Origin of the sequence: Pseudomonas sp. NPDC096950, from assembly GCF_044762525.1 — a bacterium.
Lineage (GTDB): Bacteria > Pseudomonadota > Gammaproteobacteria > Pseudomonadales > Pseudomonadaceae > Aquipseudomonas.
On sequence record NZ_JBIWEL010000042.1, the window covers coordinates 607 to 25,628 of the forward strand.

The window sequence follows — 25,022 nt, forward strand, 5'->3', positions numbered from 1 at the left end:
TGCTCGAAGGCTGCCTTAGCGTAAGGTCGGGCCAACGTGGTCAATTCTGCCATGATCGCCCTCGCTTAAATTTCAGCAGCCAGTTTGTTTACCAGCTCCGCGTGCGCGTTTTGATCGATTGTGGAACCCAGGATCTTCTCGGCGCCAGAGACTGCCAGGCTACCCAGTTGGGCACGCAGCGCGTCTTTGACACTGTTCAGTTCCTGCTCGATCTCGGCCTGAGCCTGAACCTTCACACGGTCAGCGTCGATACGGGCTTTTTCAACAGCCTCTTCAACAATCTGGTTACCGCGTTTCTTGGCTTGCTCAATGATTTCAGCTGCCTGAGCCTTAGCTTCGCGCAGTTGTTGACCCGCTTTATCTTGGGCCAACTCCAGGTCGCGAGCTGCTCGGGCGGCAGCGTCCAGTCCATCCGCGATCTTCTTCTGACGTTCGTGCAAAGCCGCGATGACCGGAGGCCACACGAACTTCATGCAAAACAGTACAAAAATGAAGAACGCAACGGACTGGCCAATCAGGGTTGCATTAATGTTCACGCCAACACCTCGCTCGTTCGTTGCACATCAAACCAATCACTCGAAGGTTCGAGTGATTAGCCAGCGAGTTGACCAACGAATGGGTTCGCGAAGGTGAAGAACAGAGCGATACCAACACCGATCATGGTTACGGCGTCGAGCAGACCGGCAACGATGAACATTTTGACTTGCAGCATTGGAACCATTTCTGGTTGACGCGCTGCGCCTTCCAGGAACTTGCCGCCCAACAGGCCGAAACCAATTGCGGTACCCAGTGCGCCCAGGCCGATCAACAGTGCAACAGCGATAGCGGTTAGACCAACTACAGTTTCCATCTTTCCTCCCGACTTTTACGTCGTATGGTTTAGGTTTTTTAGATTTTAAAGCGGTAAAACAAATCGTTTCATAAGCCCTGTTCGGGCACCCACTCGTTTGACCGAGTGGGACATCAGACTAGTCGAGACTGGTCTTAATGGTTCTCTTCGTGCGCCATCGACAAGTAAACGATGGTCAGCATCATGAAGATAAACGCCTGCAGGGTGATGATCAGGATGTGGAACACAGCCCACGCCCACTGCAGAACTACGCCCAGGCCGCTAAGCCAGAGCAGACCGCTGCCGAACATCACAGCAATCAGAATGAAGACCAGTTCGCCGGCGTACATGTTGCCGAACAGACGCAGTGCCAGGGAAATTGGCTTGGCGATCAGTGTCACGAACTCCAGCAGGAAGTTCACCGGGATCAGCAGGGCTTGAACGAAGATGTTCTTGCTGCCGAACGGGTGCAGGGTCAGTTCGCCGATGAAGCCGCCGATGCCCTTGACCTTGATGCTGTAGAAAATGATCAACGCGAACACCGACAGGGCCATGCCCAGGGTAGCGTTCGGGTCAGTGGTCGATACGGCACGGAACGGAATGTGCGAATCGCCAGTGATCAGGATGGCCAGATGAGGAATCCAGTCGACCGGGATCAGGTCGACGGCGTTCATCAGGAAGACCCAGACGAAGATAGTCAGTGCCAGCGGTGCAATCACCGGGCTACGACCATGGAAGCTGTCTTTCACGCTGCCATCGACGAATTCGACCAATACTTCAACGAAGTTCTGCAAAGCACCCGGTTGACCCGACGTCGCCTTCTTTGCCGCCATGCGGAAAATCAGAACGAAGATCAGACCCAACGCGACCGACCAGCCGAGGGTATCGACGTGGAAAGCCCAGAAGCCCATTTCCTTGGCCTCTGCTGCGGTGTGGGCAAAGCCCCAGCCGCCGGTAGGATGCTGACCGAAGGTCAGGTTCTGCAAGTGGTGCTGGATATAGCCCGAAGCGGTTGTCTCTGCCATGGTTGCCTCAAACGCCCTAAGGTCTCGAAAGTCTTGTTCTCATCAGCAGGGGCGCGAACCAGCTGACCAGTTGGGTCAACACGAAGACGCCGAATACAGCTAGCGGCGCCAATGGCTTCACACCTGCAAACGTCAATGCAAAGAGCACTGCCGTCAGAATTAATTTGCCCGCCTCGCCAGCATAAAAAGACCGGACGATGGCTTGAGCTGCTCGGGCGCCGGAAAACCGAAATGCCCTGTGAGCGAAATAAACATTGGGTAACAAGGCTATCAGGCCTCCGCAGAGTCCTGAGTACCCGGCAACGACTCCGTACCATTGCCACAGCGCCAAAGCGGCAATGAGCAAAACGATAAATTGAGCCATTAACACCGGAAAAACTGCCAGGCGATGGAACGGCAAGCGGTTTGGCGTGCGTGTTTCCATCACTTTTACTCCCCAATGGTCGGCTGCCAGAATTCAATAACTTGGCATAATTTGTGCCGACAAAATGCGCGCAGAGTATAGGGGCGGTTCAGCCCCTATTCAACTGTCAGGTAGTGATTTCCGACTGCGCGCTACATGAGGAAATGTTTCAGCGGATATGTGCAAGCACGCCTTGAAGCTCGTCGAGAGAGTTGTAACCAATCACTAACTGCCCTTTGCCTTTCTTTCCGTGGCGAATCTGCACCGCAGAGCCTAGGCGCTCGGCCAGGCGCTGCTCGAGACGGGCAATATCCGGGTCCGGTTTTGCAGGTTCCACAGGCTCCGGTTTGCCACTCAACCACTGGCGAACCAGTGCTTCAGTTTGGCGCACGGTCAGCCCACGTGCGACAACATGTCGCGCCCCTTCAACCTGTTGATTCTCCGGCAAACCCAGCAAAGCACGTGCATGACCCATTTCCAGGTCGCCGTGGGACAGCATGGTTTTGATAACTTCCGGCAACGCGATCAAGCGTAGCAGGTTCGCCACGGTTACCCGGGATTTACCCACGGCTTCGGCGACTTGTTGCTGGGTCAGCTGGAATTCCTGCTGCAAACGCTGCAGGGCTACCGCTTCTTCGATCGGATTGAGGTCTTCGCGCTGGATGTTCTCGATCAGCGCCATGGCGATGGCGGTTTCATCCGGCACATCGCGAACCATCGCCGGGATGGTTTCCTGGCCAGCCTGCTGGCTGGCACGCCAGCGACGTTCGCCGGCGATGATTTCAAAACGACCGCTGCCAATCGGGCGCACCACAATCGGCTGCATCACGCCCTGGGCCTTGATCGACATCGCCAGTTCTTCGAGCGCCTGGGGATCCATGTCCCGACGCGGTTGATACTTGCCGCGCTGGATCAGGTCCAGGGGCAGGTGCTGCAGCTCACGCTGATCGGCTTGTACCGCTTGCTCTTCGAGCGAGCTGACAGTCGGACCACTCAGCAGTGCATCCAGTCCACGTCCGAGACCTCGTTTCTTGACGGCCATGGGGATTCCTTAAGTTGCCTGAGCGGCGGCGGTGCGTGAGTTTTTGCGTTGACGGCGAACCAGTTCGCCCGCCAATGCCAGGTAGGCGATGGCGCCCCGCGATGTTTTGTCGTACGCCAGCGCCGGCATGCCATAGCTTGGCGCTTCGGCCAGGCGGATGTTGCGTGGAATCACGGTGTCGTAAAGCTGCTCGCCGAAGTGTTCCTTGAGCTGGGCCGAGACATCGTTCATCAGGCTCAGGCGCGGGTCATACATGGTCCGCAACAGTCCTTCGACTTTCAGGTTCGGGTTCAGCAGTTCCGCAATGCGCTTGATGTTATCCACAAGGTCGCTCAAACCTTCGAGCGCGAAGTACTCGCACTGCATGGGGATAATGACCCCATCAGCGGCGACCAATGCGTTCAGAGTGAGCATCGACAGCGACGGCGGGCAGTCGATCAAAATGTAATCGTAGTTTTCACGGATCGGCGCCAACGCGCTGCGCAGACGACTTTCCTTCATCTGCATTTCCAGCAGCACCACTTCGGCGGCCGTCAAATCACGGTTAGCCGGCAACAACTGGTAACCACCGTGCTCGGAGAAGTGCATGGCCTGGGCCAGGTCGCACTCACCGATCAACAGGTCGTAGACCGAGTTTTCCAGGCCGTGTTTATCCACACCGCTACCCATGGTGGCGTTGCCCTGTGGATCGAGATCGATCAACAGCACCCGACGCTTGGTAGCGACCAGGGAAGCTGCGAGGTTGATGCAGGTGGTGGTCTTGCCCACACCACCCTTTTGGTTCGCTATCGCGAATACCTTAGCCATTCTTGCTTGTGTTCCCAATCATGCCGTGCGGCGCAGTATCAGCAGATGGCGTTGGCCTTGGCAACCGGGTACGGCCAGGGCGTGTTCGCTATCGAGGTGGAAGTCTGCGGGCAATGCTACCAGCTCATCGGCGGGATGAACGCCCTTCATTGCCAGCCAACGTGTATCGCGGTCGCCGAGGTGGCGAGTCCAGTTGCTGAAGTTTTCCATGCTGCTGAACGCCCGGGAGATGATCCCGTTGAACGGCAGTTCTGGCTGGAAAGCTTCGACGCGACTGTGGATAACTTGCAGGTTATCCAGTTTGAGTTCGAGTTTGACCTGGGTCAGGAAGCGGGTTTTCTTGCCGTTGCTGTCCAGGCAAGTGACCTGGGACTCTGGAAACAGGATAGCCAACGGAATTCCCGGCATGCCGCCACCACTGCCTACGTCCAGCCAACGACCGTTTTCCACAAACGACATCACGCTCAGACTGTCGAGCAGATGACGGGACACCATTTCGTCCGGATCGCGCACGGCGGTCAGGTTGTAGGCCTTGTTCCATTTGATCAACAGGGCCAGATAACCCAGCAGCAAGGTGTGCTGGGTTTCTGTCAGGGTGACACCGAGCTGGCGAGCACCTGTGGATAACTCTTCGGCATGTTGCGAGGTGACCAACGAACTCAAGCGCTTTGCTCCAACTGACGGCCCGCGCCGCGTTTTTTCAAATGGATCATCAACAGCGATATCGCCGCCGGGGTCACGCCCGGGATACGCGACGCCTGGCCCAGGGTTTCCGGACGGGTCGCACCGAGCTTGCTCTGGATCTCTTTGGAGAGGCCGGAGATGTTCGTGTAATCGATATCCACAGGCAGTTTTGTGTCTTCGCTGGCCCGCAGACGAACGATTTCATCCTGCTGGCGATCGATGTAGCCGGCGTATTTGGTCTTGATTTCGACCTGCTCGGCGACCTGTGGATCTTCTGCACCACCCCCAGTCACGGCGATCAGACCAGCGTAGTCGATTTCCGGACGGCTCAAGAGGTTGAGCAAGTTGTATTCGTGGGTCAGCGGCGTGCCGAACTTTTCGGAAATTGCATCGCCCTGCTCGGTGCCCGGGCGGACCCAGGTACTTTTCAGGCGCTGCTCTTCCAGATCGATGCTTTCGCGTTTCTTGCAGAACGCCGCCCAACGGGCGTCATCCACCAAACCGAGTTCGCGACCTTTTTCGGTCAGGCGCAGGTCAGCGTTGTCTTCGCGCAGGATCAGGCGGTATTCGGCCCGGGACGTGAACATCCGGTACGGTTCCTGGGTACCCAACGTAATCAGGTCGTCGACCAACACCCCGATGTACGCCTCGTCGCGACGTGGGCACCAGGCGTCTTTGCCCTGTGCACGCAGTGCGGCGTTGGCCCCGGCCAGCAAACCCTGGGCGCCGGCTTCTTCGTAACCGGTGGTGCCGTTGATTTGCCCGGCGAAAAACAGACCGGCAATGACTTTGGTTTCCAGGCTGTACTTCAGGTCACGCGGATCGAAGTAATCGTATTCGATGGCGTAGCCCGGACGAACGATGTGCGCGTTTTCCATGCCGCGGATCGATTGCACGATCTGCAATTGCACGTCGAACGGCAAGGATGTGGATATCCCGTTCGGGTACAGCTCATGGGTGGTCAAACCTTCCGGTTCGATGAAGACCTGATGGCTTTCCTTGTCGGCAAAGCGATGGATCTTGTCTTCGATCGACGGGCAATAACGCGGGCCGATGCCTTCGATCAAGCCTGCATCGGAATACATTGGCGAACGGTCGAGGTTCGCGGCAATGATTTCGTGGGTGCGGGCGTTGGTGTGGGTAATCCAGCAGCTCACCTGTTTCGGGTGCTGCTCTTTGGAACCCATGAACGACATCACCGGGATCGGCGTATCGCCTGCCTGCTCGGTCATCACCGAGAAATCCACAGAACGACCGTCGATACGCGGCGGCGTACCGGTTTTCAGGCGACCAACGCGCAATGGCAATTCACGCAAACGGTGAGCCAGGGCGATCGATGGCGGATCACCGGCACGGCCGCCGGAATAATTCTGCATGCCAATGTGGATAAGTCCACCGAGGAAGGTGCCAGTGGTCAACACCACGGAATCGGCGAAGAAACGCAGACCCATTTGGGTGACAACACCGCGCACCGTTTCCTGCTCGACGATCAGGTCATCAGCGGCTTGTTGAAATATCCACAGGTTCGGCTGGTTCTCCAGGGCTTCGCGGACAGCGGCCTTGTACAGAACCCGGTCGGCTTGAGCACGAGTCGCTCGCACGGCCGGGCCTTTGCGGCTGTTCAATACGCGAAACTGGATACCACCCTTGTCGGTGGCCATGGCCATCGCGCCGCCGAGGGCATCGATTTCCTTGACCAGGTGGCTTTTGCCGATCCCGCCAATGGCAGGGTTGCAACTCATGGCACCGAGGGTTTCCACGTTATGCGTCAGCAACAGGGTTTTTGCCCCCATACGTGCTGACGCCAGTGCTGCCTCGGTACCGGCATGACCGCCGCCGATGACGATCACTTCAAAACGGGAAGGGAAATCCACCACGCACCTCGTGCCTGCTTCAGTTAGGTAATCCGGAATAGGTTGATCTCAGGTTTTTGGACCTGGTCGGCAAGTATAGGGACTTCGCCCTTCCTAAAGAACCCTTTGCACAAAATTTAACCAGCTGTGGAGAAGTCGGGGTTATAGAAATTAAAAAGAGAGAAATTTATTAAATCTTTGTTTTTATGTTTATTTCTACTGAGCACCATTTCTGTGGATAGATTGCTACAGGCCTTTATATTCAATATGTATAGAGATTCAAAACCCTGTGGTCATGTGGCAATGAGGCCCTTGGATAACCGGTGTAAGCCTGTGGATGAAAGGGGTGGTTATCCACAGAGGGGTTTATCTTCAGTTTTCAGGCCCTGTTATCAACTGCCCTTAGTGGCACTTATTCACAGGGCTTAATCCACAGAAATCCCGGTAAAGAGCTAATCTCGGGCACGGGAAAACCGCTCAAGCGGAAAGAATCTGCTCGGCACTCGGGGAAAATTTCAGAAAAGGAGAGGACAGACAGGCACGAGCGGCCTGTCTGTGAACAACGGAAGGACTATTTGCCGATACAGAAGCTGGAAAAGATCCGTCCCAACAGGTCATCGGAGCTGAAGGCTCCGGTGATTTCGCCTAAAGACTGCTGTGCCTGCCTTAAATCCTCGGCCAACAACTCACCGGCACCCGCCAGGGTCAGTTGCGCACGGCCGTGCTCGAGGGATGCGCTGGCGTGTCGCAACGCCTCCAGGTGGCGCCGGCGTGCGCTGAAGCTGCTTTCCGAGGTTTGCTCGTAGCCCATGCAGGTCTTGAGGTGTTCGCGCAGCAACTCCAGGCCCTCGCCCGCCGACTTGGCACTCAAGCTGATGGTGACATGGCCATCGTCGCTGACTTCCAGGGCAATCGTTTCGCCCGTCAGGTCAGCCTTGTTACGGATCAGCGTGACTTTGGCCGGATCCGGGCGGGTTTCCAGGAATTCCGGCCACAAGGCGAACGGATCCAGCGCTTCCGGCGCGGTGGCGTCCACGACCAACAACACCCGATCCGCTTCGCCGATGGCTTTCAATGCGCGCTCGACGCCGATTTTTTCTACCTGGTCGTCGGTATCCCGCAGACCTGCAGTGTCGACCACATGCAACGGCATGCCGTCGATGTGAATATGTTCGCGAAGAATGTCCCGGGTGGTGCCGGCGATCTCGGTGACGATCGCGGCTTCACGACCGGCCAAGGCATTCAACAGGCTGGATTTGCCGGCATTCGGCCGCCCGGCAATCACCACATTCATCCCGTCCCGCAACAAGGCACCCTGCCCGGCTTCGCGAAGGACTGTGGATAATTCATCGCGGACCTTGTCGAGCATGCTCAGCACGTGGCCATCGGCGAGGAAGTCGATTTCTTCTTCCGGGAAGTCGATGGCGGCTTCAACGTAGATACGCAGGCCGATCAATTGCTCGGTGAGGTTATGCACACGCTGGGAAAACGCACCCTGTAAGGAACGCAGGGCATTGCGCGCAGCCTGTGCAGAACTCGCCTCGATCAAATCGGCAATCGCCTCGGCTTGGGCCAGGTCGAGTTTGTCATTGAGGAACGCTCGTTCGCTGAATTCACCCGGCCGAGCCAGTCGGCAGCCCAGTTCCAGGCAACGCTTGAGCAGCATATCCAGCACGATCGGGCCACCGTGGCCCTGGAGTTCCAGCACATCTTCGCCGGTGAATGAGTTCGGCCCCGGGAAATACAGGGCGATGCCTTCGTCCAGCACCTCATCATCTTCACTGAGGAACGGGCCGTAATGGGCATAGCGCGGTTTCAATTCGCGGCCGCTGATGGCTTTGGCCGCGACACTCGCCAGCGGCCCGGAAATACGGACGATGCCCACACCGCCGCGACCTTGAGCGGTGGCGACGGCAGCGATGGTTTCACGAGAAACGCTCATAAACCGGTATCCAGACAAAAGTGACAGATAGCAAAACGCCCCACTAGGGGGCGTTTTGAGTGGTTATCCACAGAGTAAGTTACGCAGCGGCTTTTTTGGTAGCAGCTTCGATCTTACGGGTGATGTACCACTGTTGGCTGATGGACAGGCAGTTGTTGACCACCCAGTACAGCACCAGACCGGCTGGGAACCACAGGAAGAAGAAGGTGAAGATGATTGGCATCAGCTTCATCACCTTGGCCTGCATCGGATCCGGAGGTGTGGGGTTCAACCGCTGCTGGATGAACATGGTTGCACCCATGATGATCGGCAGAATGAAGAACGGATCCTTGATCGACAGGTCAGTAATCCACAGCATGAATGGCGCCTGGCGCATTTCCACGCTTTCCAGCAGAACCCAGTACAGCGAAAGGAAAACCGGCATCTGCACCAGGATTGGCAAGCAGCCACCCAGTGGATTGATCTTCTCTTTCTTGTACAGCTCCATCATGGCTTGGGACATTTTCTGCCGGTCGTCGCCATGTTGCTCTTTCAGCGCGGCCAGTTTCGGTGCCACTGCACGCATGCGCGCCATGGATTTGTAGCTGGCAGCCGACAGAGGGAAGAAAAGCCCCTTGATCAGCATGGTCAGAAAGATGATCGACCAGCCCCAGTTACCGACAATCGCGTGGATGTGTTGCAGCAGCCAGAAGATTGGCTGGGCAATAAACCACAGGATGCCGTAGTCGACGGTCAATTCCAGGCCTGGGGACAACTCTTTCAGCACAGCCTGGCTTTTCGGGCCGGCGTACAGAACGGCGCTGACTTCACCTTTTGCACCTGGTGCAACGGTCACTGCCGGAGCGGTGTAACCGATGATGTAGTTGCCTTTGCTGTCTTTACGGGTCTGGACGACGTTGTTTTCGCCCTTCGCCGGAATCCACGCAGTCACGAAGTAGTGTTGCAACCAGGCAACCCAACCACCGTTGACGGTTTCTTTCAGCTGAGCCTTGTCCATGTCCTTCATCGACACTTTCTTGTACGGCTCGTTACTTGTCCACAGGGCGGCGCCCAGGTAAGTCGCGGTGCCGGTGGCAGTGCTGGAAGAAGGATCGGAGCTGGCGTCACGCTTGAGTTGGGCGAACATCGCACCCGACCAAGGCTTGGCGCTTTCGTTGTCAATCAAGTAGGAAACGGTCACGTCGTACAAGCCACGTTTCACGCTGAAACGCTTGATGTAGTTGACGCCGTCCTTGCTGAACTTCAGGTCCACGACCAATTGGTCCTGACCGTCAGCCAGTTGGTAGATCTTCTTCTCCGAGGAGTAAACCGGACGACCGGCTGGACTTGCGTCCGGACCGTCGGTGCCGATCAAACCGCTCTGGGCCAGATAAGTCCGCTCGTTGCCGTTATCGAACAGCTGGAATGGAATTTCCGGATGGTCCTGGCGACGTGGATACAGCGGCAACGTCAGCTGGGCAACATCACCACCTTGTGGATCGATAGCCAGGTTGAGCACATCCGTTTTGATCTGGATGAGGTCTTTGCTTACAGCTACTGGTGTTTCAGTAGGAGCAGTGGCACTGGTATCGCTTGCGGCGCGTGGAATGTCGTCACTGACAGAAGCATTATTGCCAGTCGCCGTGTCCGGTAGGCCCGGTGCGGTAGTACTGGAAGCAACATTCTGAGTCGGCAGGGCAGCCTGGCCATAGTCCTGGTTCCATTTAAGAACCATAACGTAGGACACGATTGCCAGGGCGACGATCAGGATCGTGCGTTTGATATCCATGATTACTCGGCCATCGAAGAAGAACGGGAGGTAGGGATAGGCGGAACCGGGTCATAACCACCGGGATTCCACGGATGACAGCGACCTAAACGACGAAAGGCCAGCCAGCCACCGCGCAGAAGGCCATGATTTTCTATGGCTTCATACGCGTAGCAGGAACAACTGGGGTAGAAACGACAGTGACTGGCCATCAGGGGACTAATGGCATAGCGATAAAACTGGATCGGAACGAGTGCCAGTTTACGCATCGGTACTGTCTACCCCTACAGTTTCGGTTTTGACTGCTGGTACCGGCGTGCTGCGTGCCAGACGCTTCCAGAGTTTGCCGAAATGCTGAATCAATTCGGGGTTTTCTACGTCCCCCAAACCTTTGCGCGCGACGATAACTATGTCCCAACCGACCAGTGAATCCTGATTCAGCCGAAACGATTCGCGCATCAGACGTTTGAGGCGATTGCGCTCGACGGAGAGCTTTACGCTCTTTTTCCCGATAACCAGCCCGAGACGGGGGTGATCAAGATCGTTGTTGCGCGCAAGGAGCAGGAGATTTTTCCCCGGAACCTTGCCGGTAGGGGAGTCAAAGACTGCTTTGAAATGCCGGGGCGTAAGCAAACGCTTGTCCCGACTGAAGTCCTGACTCACCTCCAGTGCCGGATTATCAAACTGCCAGACGCGCACGACCTTTGGCGCGACGACGCGACAGGACGGCACGACCGTTTTTGGTAGCCATGCGAGCACGGAAACCGTGGGTACGAGCGCGTTTGATAGTGCTTGGTTGGAAAGTACGTTTCATTGTCGTGTTACCTGGTTCGTCCACAACGGGCCGGAATGGCCCCCGTTTTAAGAGACCGGGGATTCTAGAGAAAGCAAGCCTCTAGGTCAATTTCCAACCAACGTTTCCTTATAAATAGATCTCCAGAGGTTTTCTCGTTCGACTCCTCTTCGCTAGATATAGAAATAAAGAAGGGAATTATTTAAAGCTTTTCTGTAAAGCTTATAAAAGCTAGGGGCACGATCTTCTGTGGATAACTGCCTTAAGGCCTTCTAAACCGTGATGTACAGAGAATGACAACTACGGTGGGAAACGGTGGTCAGCCTGTGCTGCACTGTCGGATAAGCTGTGTGTGGAATGGCCAGTTATCCACAGGCCAGTTATCCACCGAGTTTGCCCCCCACTTGTCCAGTGCCCTCATGGGCGGTTATCCACAGAGCTTATGCACATACCGCTGGTCGTCTTTTTGTCAGTTAACGCATTGATAAATCATGGCCTGTGCGCAACCTGCATGTGGATAAGTGGGCGTCTGGCCGCTACAATGGCCGCTTGTTTTTGCCTCACCGGCTTTCAACTTAGGGGATATCCGTGTCAGTGGAACTTTGGCAGCAGTGCGTGGAGCTTTTGCGCGATGAGCTGCCTGCCCAACAATTCAACACTTGGATCCGTCCACTACAGGTCGAAGCCGAAGGCGACGAGTTGCGTGTCTACGCACCGAACCGTTTTGTTCTCGACTGGGTCAACGAAAAGTACCTGGGCCGCGTCCTCGAACTGCTGGATGAGCATGGCAATGGCATGGCGCCGGCGCTGTCCTTATTAATAGGCAGCAAACGCAGCTCTGCACCGCGCGCGGCACCCAATGCTCCGTTGGCCGCTGCCGCCTCCCAGGCTCAGGCTGCCCAGGCACCTGTCAGTGCCCCCGCCCCTGCGCCGGCCGCCACCCAGACCAAACGTGCCACGCAAAAAGTTGCCGAAATCAGTGAAGAGCCGTCCCGTGACAGTTTCGACCCGATGGCCGGCGCCAGCTCGCAGCAGGCCCCGGTCCGTGCCGAACAGCGCACCGTGCAAGTTGAAGGCGCGCTCAAGCACACCAGCTACCTGAACCGCACCTTTACCTTCGAGAACTTCGTCGAAGGTAAGTCCAACCAGCTGGCCCGGGCGGCGGCCTGGCAAGTGGCGGACAATCCCAAGCACGGTTACAACCCGCTCTTCCTTTATGGCGGCGTTGGCTTGGGTAAAACCCACTTGATGCACGCTGTGGGTAACCACCTATTAAAGAAGAACCCGAATGCCAAGGTCGTGTACCTGCATTCCGAGCGTTTCGTGGCGGATATGGTCAAGGCGCTGCAACTGAACGCGATCAACGAATTCAAGCGCTTCTACCGTTCGGTGGATGCGCTGCTGATCGATGACATTCAGTTCTTCGCTCGCAAGGAACGTTCCCAGGAAGAGTTTTTCCACACCTTCAACGCCCTGCTCGAAGGTGGCCAGCAGGTCATCCTGACCAGTGACCGCTACCCGAAAGAAATCGAAGGCCTTGAAGAGCGCCTCAAATCCCGCTTCGGCTGGGGCTTGACGGTTGCTGTCGAGCCGCCGGAGCTGGAAACCCGCGTGGCGATCCTGATGAAAAAGGCCGACCAGGCCAAAGTCGATCTGCCCCACGACGCGGCGTTCTTCATTGCCCAGCGTATTCGCTCCAACGTCCGTGAGCTGGAAGGCGCGCTCAAACGCGTGATCGCCCACTCGCACTTCATGGGTCGCGACATCACCATCGAGCTGATTCGCGAATCCCTGAAAGACTTGTTGGCGCTGCAAGACAAACTGGTCTCTGTGGATAACATTCAGCGCACCGTCGCCGAGTATTACAAGATCAAGATCTCCGACCTGCTGTCCAAGCGTCGTTCGCGCTCGGTCGCACGTCCGCGTCAGGTTGCAATGGCCCTCTCCAAAGAGTTGACTAACCACAGCCTGCCGGAAATCGGCGATGTGTTTGGCGGCCGCGACCATACGACTGTTTTGCACGCCTGCCGCAAGATCAACGAACTTAAGGAATCCGACGCGGACATCCGCGAGGACTACAAGAACCTGCTGCGTACACTGACCACTTGATGAACACCAGCGCAGCTTATTAAGGCAAGGGACTAGACCATGCATTTCACCATTCAACGCGAAGCCCTGTTGAAACCCCTGCAACTGGTCGCAGGCGTCGTTGAGCGCCGACAGACCTTGCCGGTGCTCTCCAACGTGCTGCTGGTTGTCGAAGGCCAGCAGTTGTCGCTGACCGGTACCGACCTGGAAGTCGAGCTGGTTGGTCGTGTGCAACTCGAAGAGCCGGCTGATCCAGGCTCCATCACTGTGCCTGCGCGCAAGCTGATGGACATCTGTAAGAGCCTGCCGAACGACGCGCTGATCGACATCAAGGTCGATGAGCAGAAGCTCGTGGTGAAGGCCGGCCGTAGCCGCTTCACCCTGTCGACCCTGCCGGCCAACGATTTCCCGACGGTCGAAGAAGGCCCGGGTTCGCTGACTTGCAGCCTGGAGCAGAGCAAACTGCGTCGTTTGATCGAACGCACCAGCTTCGCCATGGCCCAGCAGGACGTGCGTTACTACCTCAACGGCATGCTGCTGGAAGTCTCCGAAGGCATCATCCGCGCTGTGGCCACCGACGGTCACCGTCTGGCCATGTGCTCGATGAAGGCCGATATCGGTCAGCCTGATCGTCACCAGGTGATTGTGCCGCGCAAGGGGATCCTTGAGCTGGCGCGTCTGCTGACCGAGCCGGATGGCCTGGTCAGCATCGTCCTGGGTCAGCACCACATCCGTGCGACCACCGGCGAGTTCACCTTCACTTCTAAATTGGTCGACGGCAAATTCCCGGATTACGAGCGTGTTCTGCCGAAAGGTGGCGACAAGCTTGTGCTGGGTGACCGCCAAGCGCTGCGTGAAGCCTTCAGCCGTACCGCGATTCTGTCCAACGAGAAGTACCGCGGTATTCGTCTGCAACTGGCCAACGGTCAGCTGAAGATCCAGGCGAACAACCCGGAGCAGGAAGAAGCGGAAGAAGAAGTGGGCGTTGAGTACAACGGCGGCAACCTGGAAATCGGCTTCAACGTGAGCTACTTGCTCGACGTACTGGGCGTGATGACCACCGAGCAGGTTCGCCTGATCCTGTCCGACTCCAACAGCAGTGCGCTGGTGCAAGAGTCCGACAACGACGACTCGGCCTACGTTGTCATGCCGATGCGTCTGTAATCATGTTCAGCAGAAGCTAGATGTCCTTAAGTCGCGTCTCGGTCACCGCGGTGCGCAATCTGCACCCGGTGACCTTCTCCCCCTCTCCCCGAATCAACATTCTTTACGGCGCCAACGGCAGCGGCAAAACCAGTGTTCTGGAAGCCATTCATCTGCTGGGGCTTGCCCGTTCGTTTCGTAGCAGCCGTTTATTACCCGTGATTCAGTACGAGCAATTGGCGTGCACGGTGTTTGGTCAGGTGGAATTGGCCGAAGGCGGGCACAGCGCACTGGGGATATCTCGGGACCGCCAAGGCGAGTTTCAGATTCGCATCGATGGGCAGAACGCCCGTAGCGCGGCGCAATTGGCGGAGATCCTGCCGTTGCAGCTGATCAACCCGGATAGCTTCCGGCTGTTGGAAGGCGCGCCGAAGATTCGCCGGCAGTTTCTCGACTGGGGTGTGTTCCACGTGGAACCGCGATTTATGTCCACTTGGCAGCGCTTGCAGAAGGCCCTGCGCCAGAGAAACTCTTGGCTGCGGCATGGTACACTTGACGCCGTTTCGCAGGCGGTTTGGGACAGGGAACTGTGTCAGGCCAGCGCAGAAATTGATGAATACCGCCGCGCTTATATCAAAGCCTTGAAACCAGTCTTTGAACAGACCTTGAGCGAACTGGTTGAGCTCGAGGGCTTAACGCTGAGCTATTACCGAGGTTGGGACAAAGAGCGCGAGCTAAGTGCTGTGCTCGCAGGGTCCCTACAACGGGATCAGCAAATGGGTCATACCCAGGCCGGACCACAACGCGCTGATTTGCGTCTTCGATTGGGCGCCCATAACGCCGCGGACATTTTGTCCCGGGGTCAGCAAAAGTTGGTGGTCTGTGCATTGCGGATTGCCCAAGGGCATTTGGTTAGCCAGGCCCGACGCGGCCAGTGTATTTATCTGGTGGATGACCTGCCGTCCGAATTGGACGAGCAACACCGCCGTGCGCTTTGCCGCTTGCTGGAAGACTTACGCTGCCAGGTGTTTATCACCTGTGTAGATCACGAATTATTGAGGGAAGGCTGGCATACGGAAACGCCAGTCGCTCTGTTCCACGTGGAACAGGGCCGTATCACCCAGACCCACGACCATCGGGAGTGAAGGCATTGAGCGAAGAAAATACGAATACCTACGACTCAACGAGCATTAAAGTGCTGAAAGGCCTGGATGCCGTACGCAAACGTCCCGGTATGTACATTGGTGACACCGACGATGGCAGCGGTCTGCACCACATGGTCTTCGAGGTAGTCGACAACTCCATCGATGAAGCGCTCGCTGGCCACTGCGACGACATCAGTATCGTTATCCACCCGGACGAATCCATCACCGTGCGCGACAACGGTCGTGGCATCCCGGTAGACGTGCATAAAGAAGAAGGCGTTTCCGCAGCCGAGGTCATCATGACCGTGCTGCACGCCGGCGGTAAGTTCGACGACAACTCCTACAAAGTATCCGGCGGCCTGCACGGTGTAGGTGTCTCGGTGGTGAACGCCCTGTCCGAAGAACTGGTCCTGACCGTTCGCCGCAGCGGCAAGATCTGGGAACAGACTTACATCCACGGTGTTCCGAAAGAGCCGATGAAAATCGTTGGCGAGAGCGAAACCACCGGTACCCAGATTCACTTCAAACCGTCCGACCTGACCTTCAAGAATATCCACTTCAGCTGGGACATCCTGGCCAAGCGGATTCGTGAACTGTCCTTCCTCAACTCCGGTGTCGGCATCGTCCTCAAGGACGAGCGCAGCGGCAAGGAAGAGCTGTTCAAGTACGAAGGCGGCCTGCGTGCATTCGTTGAATACCTGAACACCAACAAGACTCCGGTCAACCAGGTGTTCCACTTCAACATTCAGCGTGAAGACGGCATCGGCGTGGAAATCGCCCTTCAGTGGAACGACAGCTTCAACGAGAACCTGTTGTGCTTCACCAACAACATTCCACAGCGCGATGGCGGTACTCACCTGGTGGGTTTCCGTTCCGCACTGACGCGTAACCTGAACACCTACATCGAAGCGGAAGGCCTGGCGAAGAAGCACAAAGTCGCCACCACTGGTGACGATGCCCGTGAAGGCCTGACCGCGATCATTTCGGTGAAAGTACCGGATCCGAAGTTCAGCTCCCAGACCAAAGACAAGCTGGTTTCTTCCGAAGTGAAGACCGCCGTCGAACAGGAAATGGGCAAGTACTTCTCCGACTTCCTGCTGGAAAACCCGAACGAAGCCAAACTGGTCGTCGGCAAGATGATCGACGCGGCGCGTGCGCGTGAAGCGGCGCGTAAAGCCCGTGAGATGACCCGTCGTAAAGGCGCGCTGGATATCGCCGGCCTGCCGGGCAAACTGGCTGACTGCCAGGAAAAAGACCCTGCCCTGTCCGAACTGTACCTCGTGGAAGGTGACTCTGCTGGCGGCTCCGCCAAGCAGGGTCGCAACCGTCGCACCCAGGCCATCCTGCCGCTCAAAGGTAAGATCCTGAACGTCGAGAAGGCGCGTTTCGACAAGATGATCTCTTCGCAAGAAGTGGGCACCTTGATCACCGCGTTGGGCTGCGGTATCGGCCGCGACGAGTACAACATCGACAAGCTGCGCTACCACAACATCATCATCATGACCGATGCTGACGTCGACGGTTCGCACATTCGTACCCTGCTGCTGACCTTCTTCTTCCGTCAGTTGCCGGAGTTGATCGAGCGCGGCTACATCTACATCGCTCAGCCGCCGCTGTACAAGGTCAAGAAAGGCAAGCAAGAGCAATACATCAAAGACGACGACGCCATGGAAGAGTACATGACGCAGTCGGCCCTGGAAGACGCGAGCCTGCACCTGAACGAAGAAGCCCCGGGCATCTCTGGTGAAGCGCTTGAGCGTCTGGTGAATGACTTCCGCCTGGTGATGAAGACCCTCAAGCGTCTGTCGCGCCTGTACCCACAGGAGCTGACCGAGCACTTCATCTACCTGCCAGCGGTAAGCATGGAGCAACTGTCCGATCACGCAGCGATGCAGGATTGGATGGCTCAGTTCGAAGTTCGCCTGCGTACTGTCGAGAAGTCCGGCCTGGTCTACAAAGCCAGCCTGCGTGAAGACCGTGAACGTAACGTCTGGCTGCCAGAGGTCGAACTGATCTCCCACGGCCTGTCGAACTACATCACTTTCAACCGCGACTTCTTCGGCAGCAACGATTACAAAACCGTTGTGTCTCTGGGCGCTCAACTGAGCACCTTGCTGGACGACGGCGCGTATATCCAGCGCGGCGAGCGCAAGAAGCCGGTGACCGAGTTCAAGGAAGCACTTGAATGGCTGATGGCTGAAAGCACCAAGCGCCACACCATCCAGCGATACAAAGGTCTGGGCGAGATGAACCCGGATCAGCTGTGGGAAACCACCATGGACCCAGCCCAGCGCCGGATGCTCAAAGTGACCATCGAAGACGCCATTGGCGCGGACCAGATCTTCAACACCCTGATGGGTGATGCGGTCGAACCCCGTCGTGACTTCATCGAAAGCAACGCCCTGGCGGTTTCCAACCTGGACTTCTGATCCAGCTGCAGCGCCAACGAAAAAGGCCAACGCACAAAGCGTTGGCCTTTTTTATTGCCTTCCTGAACATCAAAAGATAGCAGCCTTCGGCAGCTCCTACGCCTGTCGAAGTAGGCGCTGCCGAAGGCTACGATCTTTTGATCTTTATTCGCTTACCGACCCCACACTCTCCAACCGATACCCATACCCATAAATCGTCAACAGCTGCCAACCCCGATCCGCCGTCAGCCCGAGCTTATTGCGCAGACGATAAATGTGAGTATCCAGTGGTCGCGAAGACACCATCTCTTCATGGCTCCAGAAACGTCCATAGAGATATTCCCGAGATAATGGCCGGCCCAGGTTGGTGAACAGGCAACGAGCCAGACTGTATTCCCGTTCGGTCATGGCGATGGCAGTGCCCGCTCGGGTGACGGTGAGTTCCGCGTCATCAAACACCAGATCATTGAAATTCAACACGTCGGCGGCCGTCGCACGTTGCTGGCCATGCCTGCGCAGTACGGCAGCAACACGCGCTTTCAATTCATTTGGGCGGAACGGTTTGCTGACGTAGTCGTCAGCCCCGGCATTCAGGGCCTGGACAATATCGCTCTCGGCATCGCGACTGGTGAGCATGATGGCGGCGGGTGGTGCGTCCATGTGCTCTCGGGTCCAGCGCAACAGCGAGAGGCCGCTGAGGTCCGGTAGTTGCCAGTCGAGGATCAGCAGGTCGAAGGTTTCCCGGCGCAGCTGGCGCAACAGATCTTCTGCGCGCTCGAAGCTATGCAATGACCAGGGCTGTTCGCCCGGTTCGGCCATTTGGCGCAGGGTCTGTTCGACCCGGCGCAGTTCGGCGGGTTCATCGTCCAGTATCGCGACACGCATGTGCGGGTAGCTCCTTGATGGCTGGTGGGCGGTAGACGATACCGGCTCGACTGACGGAGTGAAAGTAAGCAAACCTCCGTCGGTCGTCGTCCGCTATGATTCTTCAGGTTCAATCTTCCAATCAGACTCGTGACTCATGAACCTAATTCCTTGCCCCCTCCTCTATCAGATTTCTCCATGATCCATCAGCGCCGCCGTGAGAGCCGTGAGCCCACTCAAGTCCAGCGCTTGTTCCGGCAATTGGTCAGGGAATGGCTGTGGATAAGTCTTATCCTGCTACCGCTGACAGCCCTGCTCTCGTTCAATGCACAGTCCGAAGAACTCCAAGGTTCTGGAGCACTGGGAGCATTGTTATCGGTCAGTCTAGTCGCCTGCGTGCTCGGCTTGCTGTTACTTCGCCCGCGACTGGCGCTGTGGTTGACGCTGGGTGGCATGAGCGGCGCGCTGCTGATCAGCGCCTGTCTGGCAGAACTGCGTTGGTGGTGGTCCCCGGCGGCGAGCCTGATGGGAATGCTGTTCGGCTATCTGATCTGGAACTGGCGACGCCTGAGTGTGGTGCTGAGCTATTTCGGCTGGGAACTGGCACGCCTGGATAACGAGCCGAAAGTCTTCCCGGAACGCCGCCGGGTGCAATTCCCCACCGGCGATCATTTGCAGGGACAAATCATGGCGCTGGAACAAGCCATGAGTCGCACCCGTGATACCCGGCGCTTCATCGCCGACGGGTTGGAATATCTGCCGGTCGCCACGTTGATCAGTGACCCGCGAGGCCAAATATTGCTCGGCAACCGTAACGCACGAGACTTGTTCGGCGCCGATCTGGTGGGCGATGACATCCTCGAGCAACTGGCGCGATTGGGTTATCCGGAAACTCTTGATGGCTCGCGGCCGCCGTTATCAACCTTGGCGCTACTGGAATTCCGGGACATCAAAGGGCGCAGCCTGCGCCTGGAGCGCGCGGCCTTGCTGCCGGTGGACGGAGAAATGCCGATCGGCTGGTTGTTGAGCCTGACCGACCTGAGTGTCGAACGGGATGCCGAGGAACAACGTGGCGTGTTGCTGCGCTTTTTATCCCACGACCTGCGGGCGCCGCATTCGGCGATCCTGGCCCTGCTCGATGTGCATCGGCATCAGGTGGGGGGGGACACGCAGTTGTTCGATCAGATTGAGCTTCAGGTGCGCCGGGCCTTGGACCTCACGGACGGCTTCGTTTTATTGGCCAGGGCCGAGTCCGAGGCCTATGAATTCCAGCCAACCCTGTTCCCGATGCTCGTGCTGGACGTGTTCGACCAGGCCCTGAGTATCGCGCAGATGAAGCAGATTGAGCTGATCCATCATTTGGATGAGGAGGCCCAGGAAAGTCTGATCCTGGCCGATCAGGGCTTGTTGACCCGTGCGTTATTCAATTTGCTGGAAAACGCCATCAAGTACAGCGATTCCGGAACGCGTATCAGCCTGCAAGTCAGTTGCAGCGAAGGCTGGCTGACGTGCGAATTGACCGATCAGGGCAAAGGTATCGCTGCCGAAGAATTGCCTGAGCTGTTTAGCCAATACCGCCGGTTTACTTCGGCTCAGGGCATCGACGGTGTAGGGTTGGGGTTGTCGATGGTCAAAGCGGTGGTGGATCACCACGGTGGACGGATCGAGTGTCAGAGCGAGGTCGGCCAAGGCACTAGTTTCAGCCTTCATTTCCCCCTGCTGGATGAATAAAACCAGGGCATAAAAAAACCGGCTATATCAGCCGTTTTTTTTACGTCCGAAAAAAACTTATGCACCTTTTTCGGAATTTTATGAGCTTAAGAAATATGTATATAAATCATAAGCCTACAAACTAAATAGGACGCTTTTCAACAAAACGGTACACAGGTTATCCACAGAATCTCAGACAGCTACCTGATCAGGCTCGGCGGGTGCTTGAGGTGCCGGTGGCAACGAACCCATATCTCGCTGCATCTGCTCGTTCCAGGCCTGCACCCGATCATTCAATGTGGCGACGGCGCGCGGCCCGGTGCCCTCGGCATACATTGGCTCACCGATGATCACGGTGATCACACCTTGCTTCTTTGCCCAACCGGTTTTCGGCCAGAACTTGCCCGCATTGTGTGCAATCGGCAGCACCGGAAGTTCGGCGTTGACGGCCAAGGCACTTCCACCGCGTGAGAACTTTCCGACGGTGCCGTAAGGAACGCGAGTGCCTTCCGGGAAGATCAGTACCCAGACGCCATCCTTCAACAACTCATCGCCCTTCTTCGCCACATGCTTGAGCGCGGCTTTCGGGTTGTCACGGTCGATGGCGATCGGTCGCAGCATGGCCATCGCCCAGCCGAAGAACGGCACGAACAATAATTCGCGCTTGAGCACCTGGCTCAACGGCTCGAAGTAAGCCGAGAGAAAGAACGTCTCCCAGGTGCTTTGGTGATTCGACTGAATCACGCAAGGCCGGTCAGGCACGTTCTCGGCGCCTTTGATTTCGTAGGTGATGCCCAGGAACACTTTGCTCAGCCACAGGGCGCATCGGCACCAGTAGACATTAATGAAGCGATATCGGGCCTTGAACGGCAGAAAAGGCGCGATGAAAAAGCTCAGGCTGCACCAAAGCAAAGAGCTGGTGCCCAGCAACAGATAGAAGAGGAACGTTCTGATGGCCTGCAGTATCGACATGGTGACGTTTACCGTGCGGGCTCTGCCCGTCTATATAAAGCGCAATCCCGATCAATCCTTGGTCAGGAATCTCGAAACGCTCTAATTGTGGATAAGTTCTGCGGCAATCGCCGCCAGATCGTCAAAAATCAAGGTGCCTACCGGTAGGGTCTTGCCCAGAGTCTTTACGCCTTTCCCGGTCTTTACCAAAACTGGCTGAGAATCGACGGCTTTGGCGGCTTCCAGGTCACCAAGGGTATCGCCGACGAACCATAGATTAGTCAGCGATACGTTGTAATGCGCGGCGATGGTTTTCAACATCCCGGGTTTCGGCTTGCGGCAATCGCAGCCATCGTCCGGCCCGTGTGGGCAATAGACGATCAGCCCGACTTCACCGCCCTGCTCCGCCACCAGCGTGCGCAAGCGCGCGTGCATGGCGTCCAGGGTGGCGATGTCGTAATAGCCGCGAGCAATGCCCGACTGGTTGGTAGCGACCGCCACCGTCCAGCCGGCCTTGCTCAACTGCGCGATGGCTTCGATCGAACCGGGGAGCGGAATCCACTCCTCCACCGACTTGATGTAAGCGTCGGAGTCGTAGTTGATCACCCCGTCCCGATCGAGAATCAGCAGTTTCAAACAGTCTTACCCCAGCAGCGAAATATCGGCGACGCCGAGGAACAGCCCACGCAGACGCGACAGCAGTGCATAACGGTTGGCGCGCACATTGGCGTCATCCGCGTTGACCATCACGGCTTCGAAGAAGGCATCCACCGGCTCGCGCAAGGCAGCCAGACGCGCCAGGGATTCGCTGTACTGACGGGCAGCAGCCATCGGCTGGACAGCCTGGTCAGCCTGCTGGATCGCCGAGTACAGGGAGAACTCGTTGGCGTTGTCGAAGTACTTGGCTTCCACCACCGACGGGATCGAGCCTTCGGCCTTGCTCAACAGGTTCGATACGCGCTTGTTCACAGCGGCCAGTGCGGCAGCCTCCGGCAACTTGCGGAACGCTTGAACGGCTTGCACGCGCTGATCGAAGTCCAGCGCCGAACCCGGCTTCAGGGCACGCACCGACAGGTACGTCGCCACGTCCACGCCTTCGTCTTCGTAACGGGCACGCAGACGGTCGAAGATGAACTCCAGCACCGAATCGTTCAGGCCGGCAGCCTTGATCTTGGTGCCGAACGCGGTCACGGCGAAGGCCACGGCGTCGTTCAGGTCGAGGTCGAGCTTCTTGTCGATCAGGATACGCAACACACCGAGTGCAGCACGGCGCAGGGCATACGGGTCTTTGCTGCCGGTAGGCAACATGCCGATACCGAAGATGCCGACCAGGGTGTCGAGCTTGTCGGCGATCGCCACGGCCGCACCGGTCAGGGTGGTCGGCAGTTCAGCGCCGGCACCGCGCGGCATGTACTGCTCGTTCAGCGCCAGGGCGACTTCTTCCGGCTCGCCGTCGTTGAGGGCGTAGTAGTAACCGGCGACACCTTGCATCTCCGGGAACTCACCGACCATCTCGGTCGACAGGTCGCACTTGGACAGCAGGCCGGCACGGGAAGCCCAGGCTGCGTTGCCGCCAATGCGTTGTGCGATGTATGCCGCCAGTTTGGAAACGCGCTCGGCCTTGTCGTAGACGCTGCCGAGTTTTTCCTGGAACACCACGTTTTGCAGGCGCAGGTTGAAGTCTTCGAGTTTCTGCTTCTTGTCTTGCTTGAAGAAGAACTCGGCGTCGGTCAGGCGTGGGCGAACCACTTTCTCGTTACCGGCGATGATCTGCTGCGGGTCTTTGCTTTCGATGTTGGCCACGGTAATGAAACGTGGCAGCAACTTGCCGTCGGCATCCAGCAGGCAGAAGTACTTCTGGTTGTCCTGCATGGTGGTGATCAGGGCTTCTTGCGGCACGTCGAGGAAGCGTTCCTCGAACGAGCACACCAGCGGCACCGGCCATTCAACCAGCGCAGTCACTTCGTCGAGCAAGGCTGGAGGAACGATGGCTGTACCTTCCTGCATCGTCGCCAATTCTTCGGTGCGTTTGCTGATCAGTGCGCGACGCTCGTTGGCATCGGCCAGCACGTAGGCGCCACGCAGGTCGGCCAGGTAGTTGGCCGGCGCGGTGATGCGCACGCTTTCCGGGTGGTGGAAGCGGTGACCACGGGAATCACGGCCAGCCTTCTGGGCGAGGATCGTGCAGTCGATGACCTGGTCACCGAGCAACATCACCAGCCATTGGGTCGGACGAACGAACTCTTCCTTGCGAGCACCCCAGCGCATGCGCTTCGGGATCGGCAGGTCGTTCAGGGAATCTTCAACGATGGTCGGCAGCAGGCTCGCGGTCGGTTTACCGGCGATGCTCTGGCTGTAACGCAGTTTCGGACCGCTCTGATCGATTTCGCTCAGGTCGACGCCGCATTTCTTGGCGAAACCCAGGGCGGCTTGAGTCGGGTTGCCGTCGGCATCGAACGCGGCCTGACGTGGCGGGCCATCGAGGTTGATGCTGCGATCCGGTTGCTGGGTGGCCAGCGCGGTGATCAGCACGGCCAGGCGACGCGGCGCGGCGTAGACGGTTTTGGTATCGTAGTTCAGGCCAGCGGCTTGCAGGCCCTTGTCGATACCGGCCAGAAACGCATCGGCCAGGGTGTTCAGGGCTTTGGGTGGCAGTTCTTCGGTGCCCAATTCAACCAGGAAATCCAGAGCACTCATTGTGCAGCCTCCAGCTTAGCCAACACTTCATCACGCAGGTCCGGGGTCGCCATCGGGAAGCCCAGCTTGGCGCGAGCCAGCAGGTAGGCTTGCGCAACGGAACGCGCCAGGGTGCGCACACGCAGGATGTATTGCTGACGCGCAGTCACCGAGATCGCCCGGCGCGCATCCAGCAGGTTGAAGGTGTGGGATGCCTTCAACACCATTTCGTAGCTCGGCAACGGCAGCGGCTGGTCGAGTTCGATCAGGCGCTTGGCTTCGCTTTCGTAGAAATCGAACAGCTCGAACAGCTTCTCGACATTGGCGTGTTCGAAGTTGTAAGTCGACTGCTCGACTTCGTTCTGGTGGAACACGTCGCCGTAGGTCACTTTGCCGAACGGACCGTCAGCCCAGACCAGGTCGTAGACCGAGTCCACGCCTTGCAGGTACATGGCCAAGCGCTCAAGACCGTAAGTGATCTCGCCGGTCACCGGGTAACACTCGATGCCGCCCGCTTGCTGGAAGTAAGTGAACTGCGTCACTTCCATGCCGTTGAGCCAGACTTCCCAGCCCAGGCCCCAGGCGCCCAGGGTCGGCGATTCCCAGTTGTCTTCGACGAAGCGGATGTCGTGGACCAACGGGTCCAGGCCAACGTGCTTGAGGGAGCCCAGGTACAGTTCCTGGAAGTTGTCCGGGTTCGGCTTCAGGACTACCTGGAACTGGTAGTAGTGCTGCAGACGGTTCGGGTTTTCGCCGTAGCGGCCGTCAGTCGGGCGACGACTGGGCTGCACATAAGCGGCGTTCCAGGTTTCCGGGCCGATGGCGCGCAGAAACGTGGCTGAGTGGAAAGTGCCGGCGCCTACGGCCATATCGACCGGCTGAAGGACCACCCAACCTTGCTCGGCCCACTAT

The 25,022-nt window shown here is 57.5% G+C and carries 22 protein-coding genes and 1 pseudogene; 5 read left to right on the forward strand and 18 right to left on the reverse strand.

What is annotated here, in order from left to right:
- Nucleotides 1-65: 65 nt before the first annotated feature.
- The 13 genes from ACIQY3_RS33565 to rpmH form a co-directional block, all read right to left on the reverse strand.
- Nucleotides 66-536, reverse strand: coding sequence for a F0F1 ATP synthase subunit B (locus ACIQY3_RS33565; protein WP_007948090.1), 471 nt, complete (start codon nucleotides 534-536; stop codon nucleotides 66-68).
- Nucleotides 537-592: 56 nt separating this feature from the next.
- Nucleotides 593-850, reverse strand: a complete 258-nt coding sequence (gene atpE, locus ACIQY3_RS33570) for a F0F1 ATP synthase subunit C (protein ID WP_002555987.1) — start codon at nucleotides 848-850, stop codon at nucleotides 593-595.
- A 134-nt stretch (nucleotides 851-984) separates the two neighbouring features.
- Complete coding sequence (gene atpB / locus ACIQY3_RS33575) at nucleotides 985-1,854, reverse strand: F0F1 ATP synthase subunit A (protein ID WP_054048157.1); 870 nt, start codon at nucleotides 1,852-1,854, stop codon at nucleotides 985-987.
- A 16-nt stretch (nucleotides 1,855-1,870) separates the two neighbouring features.
- On the reverse strand, nucleotides 1,871-2,278 hold the full coding sequence (locus ACIQY3_RS33580; protein ID WP_054048155.1) for a F0F1 ATP synthase subunit I: 408 nt from the start codon (nucleotides 2,276-2,278) through the stop codon (nucleotides 1,871-1,873).
- Nucleotides 2,279-2,426: 148 nt separating this feature from the next.
- Complete coding sequence (locus tag ACIQY3_RS33585) at nucleotides 2,427-3,299, reverse strand: ParB/RepB/Spo0J family partition protein (RefSeq protein ID WP_054048153.1); 873 nt, start codon at nucleotides 3,297-3,299, stop codon at nucleotides 2,427-2,429.
- A gap of 9 nt (nucleotides 3,300-3,308) precedes the next feature.
- Nucleotides 3,309-4,106 (reverse strand): ParA family protein, encoded by a 798-nt coding sequence (locus ACIQY3_RS33590; RefSeq protein ID WP_123515492.1) that lies wholly within the window; start codon nucleotides 4,104-4,106, stop codon nucleotides 3,309-3,311.
- Between the two features lie 18 nt (nucleotides 4,107-4,124).
- The gene (rsmG, locus tag ACIQY3_RS33595) at nucleotides 4,125-4,769 is read right to left on the reverse strand and encodes a 16S rRNA (guanine(527)-N(7))-methyltransferase RsmG (RefSeq protein ID WP_403028833.1); all 645 of its coding nucleotides are present in this window, start codon (nucleotides 4,767-4,769) and stop codon (nucleotides 4,125-4,127) included.
- Entirely contained in the window at nucleotides 4,766-6,664 is a 1,899-nt protein-coding gene (mnmG, locus tag ACIQY3_RS33600) for a tRNA uridine-5-carboxymethylaminomethyl(34) synthesis enzyme MnmG (RefSeq protein ID WP_054048147.1), read from the reverse strand. The genes rsmG and mnmG overlap by 4 nt, the downstream gene beginning before the upstream one ends.
- A gap of 550 nt (nucleotides 6,665-7,214) precedes the next feature.
- Nucleotides 7,215-8,585 (reverse strand): tRNA uridine-5-carboxymethylaminomethyl(34) synthesis GTPase MnmE, encoded by a 1,371-nt coding sequence (gene mnmE / locus ACIQY3_RS33605; protein WP_403028838.1) that lies wholly within the window; start codon nucleotides 8,583-8,585, stop codon nucleotides 7,215-7,217.
- A 79-nt stretch (nucleotides 8,586-8,664) separates the two neighbouring features.
- On the reverse strand, nucleotides 8,665-10,353 hold the full coding sequence (yidC, locus tag ACIQY3_RS33610) for a membrane protein insertase YidC (protein ID WP_403028840.1): 1,689 nt from the start codon (nucleotides 10,351-10,353) through the stop codon (nucleotides 8,665-8,667).
- A 2-nt stretch (nucleotides 10,354-10,355) separates the two neighbouring features.
- The gene (gene yidD / locus ACIQY3_RS33615; protein WP_080761984.1) at nucleotides 10,356-10,601 is read right to left on the reverse strand and encodes a membrane protein insertion efficiency factor YidD; all 246 of its coding nucleotides are present in this window, start codon (nucleotides 10,599-10,601) and stop codon (nucleotides 10,356-10,358) included.
- Nucleotides 10,594-10,995, reverse strand: coding sequence for a ribonuclease P protein component (gene rnpA / locus ACIQY3_RS33620; RefSeq protein WP_054048735.1), 402 nt, complete (start codon nucleotides 10,993-10,995; stop codon nucleotides 10,594-10,596). The genes yidD and rnpA overlap by 8 nt, the downstream gene beginning before the upstream one ends.
- Nucleotides 10,996-11,011: 16 nt before the next feature.
- Nucleotides 11,012-11,146 carry a 50S ribosomal protein L34 gene (gene rpmH / locus ACIQY3_RS33625; protein WP_003213577.1) on the reverse strand — a complete coding sequence of 45 codons (135 nt, stop codon included), beginning with the start codon at nucleotides 11,144-11,146 and terminating at the stop codon, nucleotides 11,012-11,014.
- Between the two features lie 567 nt (nucleotides 11,147-11,713).
- On the opposite strand from rpmH, the gene dnaA reads away from it, so the two are divergent.
- From dnaA to gyrB, 4 genes are read left to right on the forward strand one after another with little or no spacing between them, the layout of a single operon-like run.
- Nucleotides 11,714-13,234: a chromosomal replication initiator protein DnaA gene (gene dnaA / locus ACIQY3_RS33630; protein WP_403028843.1), complete on the forward strand. Its 1,521-nt coding sequence runs from the start codon at nucleotides 11,714-11,716 to the stop codon at nucleotides 13,232-13,234.
- Nucleotides 13,235-13,273: 39 nt separating this feature from the next.
- Nucleotides 13,274-14,377 carry a DNA polymerase III subunit beta gene (gene dnaN, locus ACIQY3_RS33635; protein ID WP_054048133.1) on the forward strand — a complete coding sequence of 368 codons (1,104 nt, stop codon included), beginning with the start codon at nucleotides 13,274-13,276 and terminating at the stop codon, nucleotides 14,375-14,377.
- A gap of 20 nt (nucleotides 14,378-14,397) precedes the next feature.
- Nucleotides 14,398-15,501 carry a DNA replication/repair protein RecF gene (gene recF, locus ACIQY3_RS33640; RefSeq protein ID WP_403028846.1) on the forward strand — a complete coding sequence of 368 codons (1,104 nt, stop codon included), beginning with the start codon at nucleotides 14,398-14,400 and terminating at the stop codon, nucleotides 15,499-15,501.
- A 5-nt stretch (nucleotides 15,502-15,506) separates the two neighbouring features.
- Nucleotides 15,507-17,930, forward strand: a complete 2,424-nt coding sequence (gene gyrB, locus ACIQY3_RS33645; RefSeq protein ID WP_403028849.1) for a DNA topoisomerase (ATP-hydrolyzing) subunit B — start codon at nucleotides 15,507-15,509, stop codon at nucleotides 17,928-17,930.
- Nucleotides 17,931-18,074: 144 nt separating this feature from the next.
- Here gyrB and ACIQY3_RS33650 read toward each other — a convergent pair whose 3' ends face one another.
- Nucleotides 18,075-18,794 (reverse strand): response regulator transcription factor, encoded by a 720-nt coding sequence (locus ACIQY3_RS33650; protein ID WP_403028850.1) that lies wholly within the window; start codon nucleotides 18,792-18,794, stop codon nucleotides 18,075-18,077.
- Between the two features lie 177 nt (nucleotides 18,795-18,971).
- Between ACIQY3_RS33650 and ACIQY3_RS33655 the strand changes: the two genes are divergently transcribed.
- The gene (locus ACIQY3_RS33655; protein ID WP_403028853.1) at nucleotides 18,972-20,504 is read left to right on the forward strand and encodes a sensor histidine kinase; all 1,533 of its coding nucleotides are present in this window, start codon (nucleotides 18,972-18,974) and stop codon (nucleotides 20,502-20,504) included.
- 171 nt (nucleotides 20,505-20,675) lie between these two features.
- On the opposite strand, the gene ACIQY3_RS33660 is transcribed toward ACIQY3_RS33655, so the two are convergent.
- From ACIQY3_RS33660 to glyQ, 4 genes and pseudogenes are all read right to left on the reverse strand, one after another.
- A complete protein-coding gene (locus tag ACIQY3_RS33660; RefSeq protein WP_403028855.1) occupies nucleotides 20,676-21,455 on the reverse strand; it encodes a lysophospholipid acyltransferase family protein in 780 nt (259 codons plus the stop codon).
- An 81-nt stretch (nucleotides 21,456-21,536) separates the two neighbouring features.
- The gene (gmhB, locus tag ACIQY3_RS33665; RefSeq protein WP_403028858.1) at nucleotides 21,537-22,070 is read right to left on the reverse strand and encodes a D-glycero-beta-D-manno-heptose 1,7-bisphosphate 7-phosphatase; all 534 of its coding nucleotides are present in this window, start codon (nucleotides 22,068-22,070) and stop codon (nucleotides 21,537-21,539) included.
- A gap of 6 nt (nucleotides 22,071-22,076) precedes the next feature.
- Nucleotides 22,077-24,131, reverse strand: a complete 2,055-nt coding sequence (gene glyS / locus ACIQY3_RS33670) for a glycine--tRNA ligase subunit beta (RefSeq protein ID WP_403028861.1) — start codon at nucleotides 24,129-24,131, stop codon at nucleotides 22,077-22,079.
- A pseudogene (gene glyQ, locus ACIQY3_RS33675) lies at nucleotides 24,128-25,018 on the reverse strand (glycine--tRNA ligase subunit alpha); the annotation flags it as partial. The pseudogene glyQ and the gene glyS, both read right to left, overlap by 4 nt.
- Nucleotides 25,019-25,022: the final 4 nt, after the last annotated feature.

Coding starts and splice junctions, on each gene's coding strand:
- ACIQY3_RS33655 (WP_403028853.1), top strand. CDS start 18,972: ATGATCCATCAGCGCCGCCGTGAGAGCCGTGAGCCCACTCAAGTCCAG.
- ACIQY3_RS33590 (WP_123515492.1), bottom strand. CDS start 4,106: ATGGCTAAGGTATTCGCGATAGCGAACCAAAAGGGTGGTGTGGGCAAG.
- dnaN (WP_054048133.1), top strand. CDS start 13,274: ATGCATTTCACCATTCAACGCGAAGCCCTGTTGAAACCCCTGCAACTG.
- yidC (WP_403028840.1), bottom strand. CDS start 10,353: ATGGATATCAAACGCACGATCCTGATCGTCGCCCTGGCAATCGTGTCC.
- rpmH (WP_003213577.1), bottom strand. CDS start 11,146: ATGAAACGTACTTTCCAACCAAGCACTATCAAACGCGCTCGTACCCAC.
- ACIQY3_RS33660 (WP_403028855.1), bottom strand. CDS start 21,455: ATGTCGATACTGCAGGCCATCAGAACGTTCCTCTTCTATCTGTTGCTG.
- yidD (WP_080761984.1), bottom strand. CDS start 10,601: ATGCGTAAACTGGCACTCGTTCCGATCCAGTTTTATCGCTATGCCATT.
- ACIQY3_RS33585 (WP_054048153.1), bottom strand. CDS start 3,299: ATGGCCGTCAAGAAACGAGGTCTCGGACGTGGACTGGATGCACTGCTG.
- atpE (WP_002555987.1), bottom strand. CDS start 850: ATGGAAACTGTAGTTGGTCTAACCGCTATCGCTGTTGCACTGTTGATC.
- atpB (WP_054048157.1), bottom strand. CDS start 1,854: ATGGCAGAGACAACCGCTTCGGGCTATATCCAGCACCACTTGCAGAAC.
- mnmE (WP_403028838.1), bottom strand. CDS start 8,585: ATGAGCGTTTCTCGTGAAACCATCGCTGCCGTCGCCACCGCTCAAGGT.
- recF (WP_403028846.1), top strand. CDS start 14,398: ATGTCCTTAAGTCGCGTCTCGGTCACCGCGGTGCGCAATCTGCACCCG.
- ACIQY3_RS33650 (WP_403028850.1), bottom strand. CDS start 18,794: ATGCGTGTCGCGATACTGGACGATGAACCCGCCGAACTGCGCCGGGTC.
- ACIQY3_RS33580 (WP_054048155.1), bottom strand. CDS start 2,278: ATGGAAACACGCACGCCAAACCGCTTGCCGTTCCATCGCCTGGCAGTT.
- glyS (WP_403028861.1), bottom strand. CDS start 24,131: ATGAGTGCTCTGGATTTCCTGGTTGAATTGGGCACCGAAGAACTGCCA.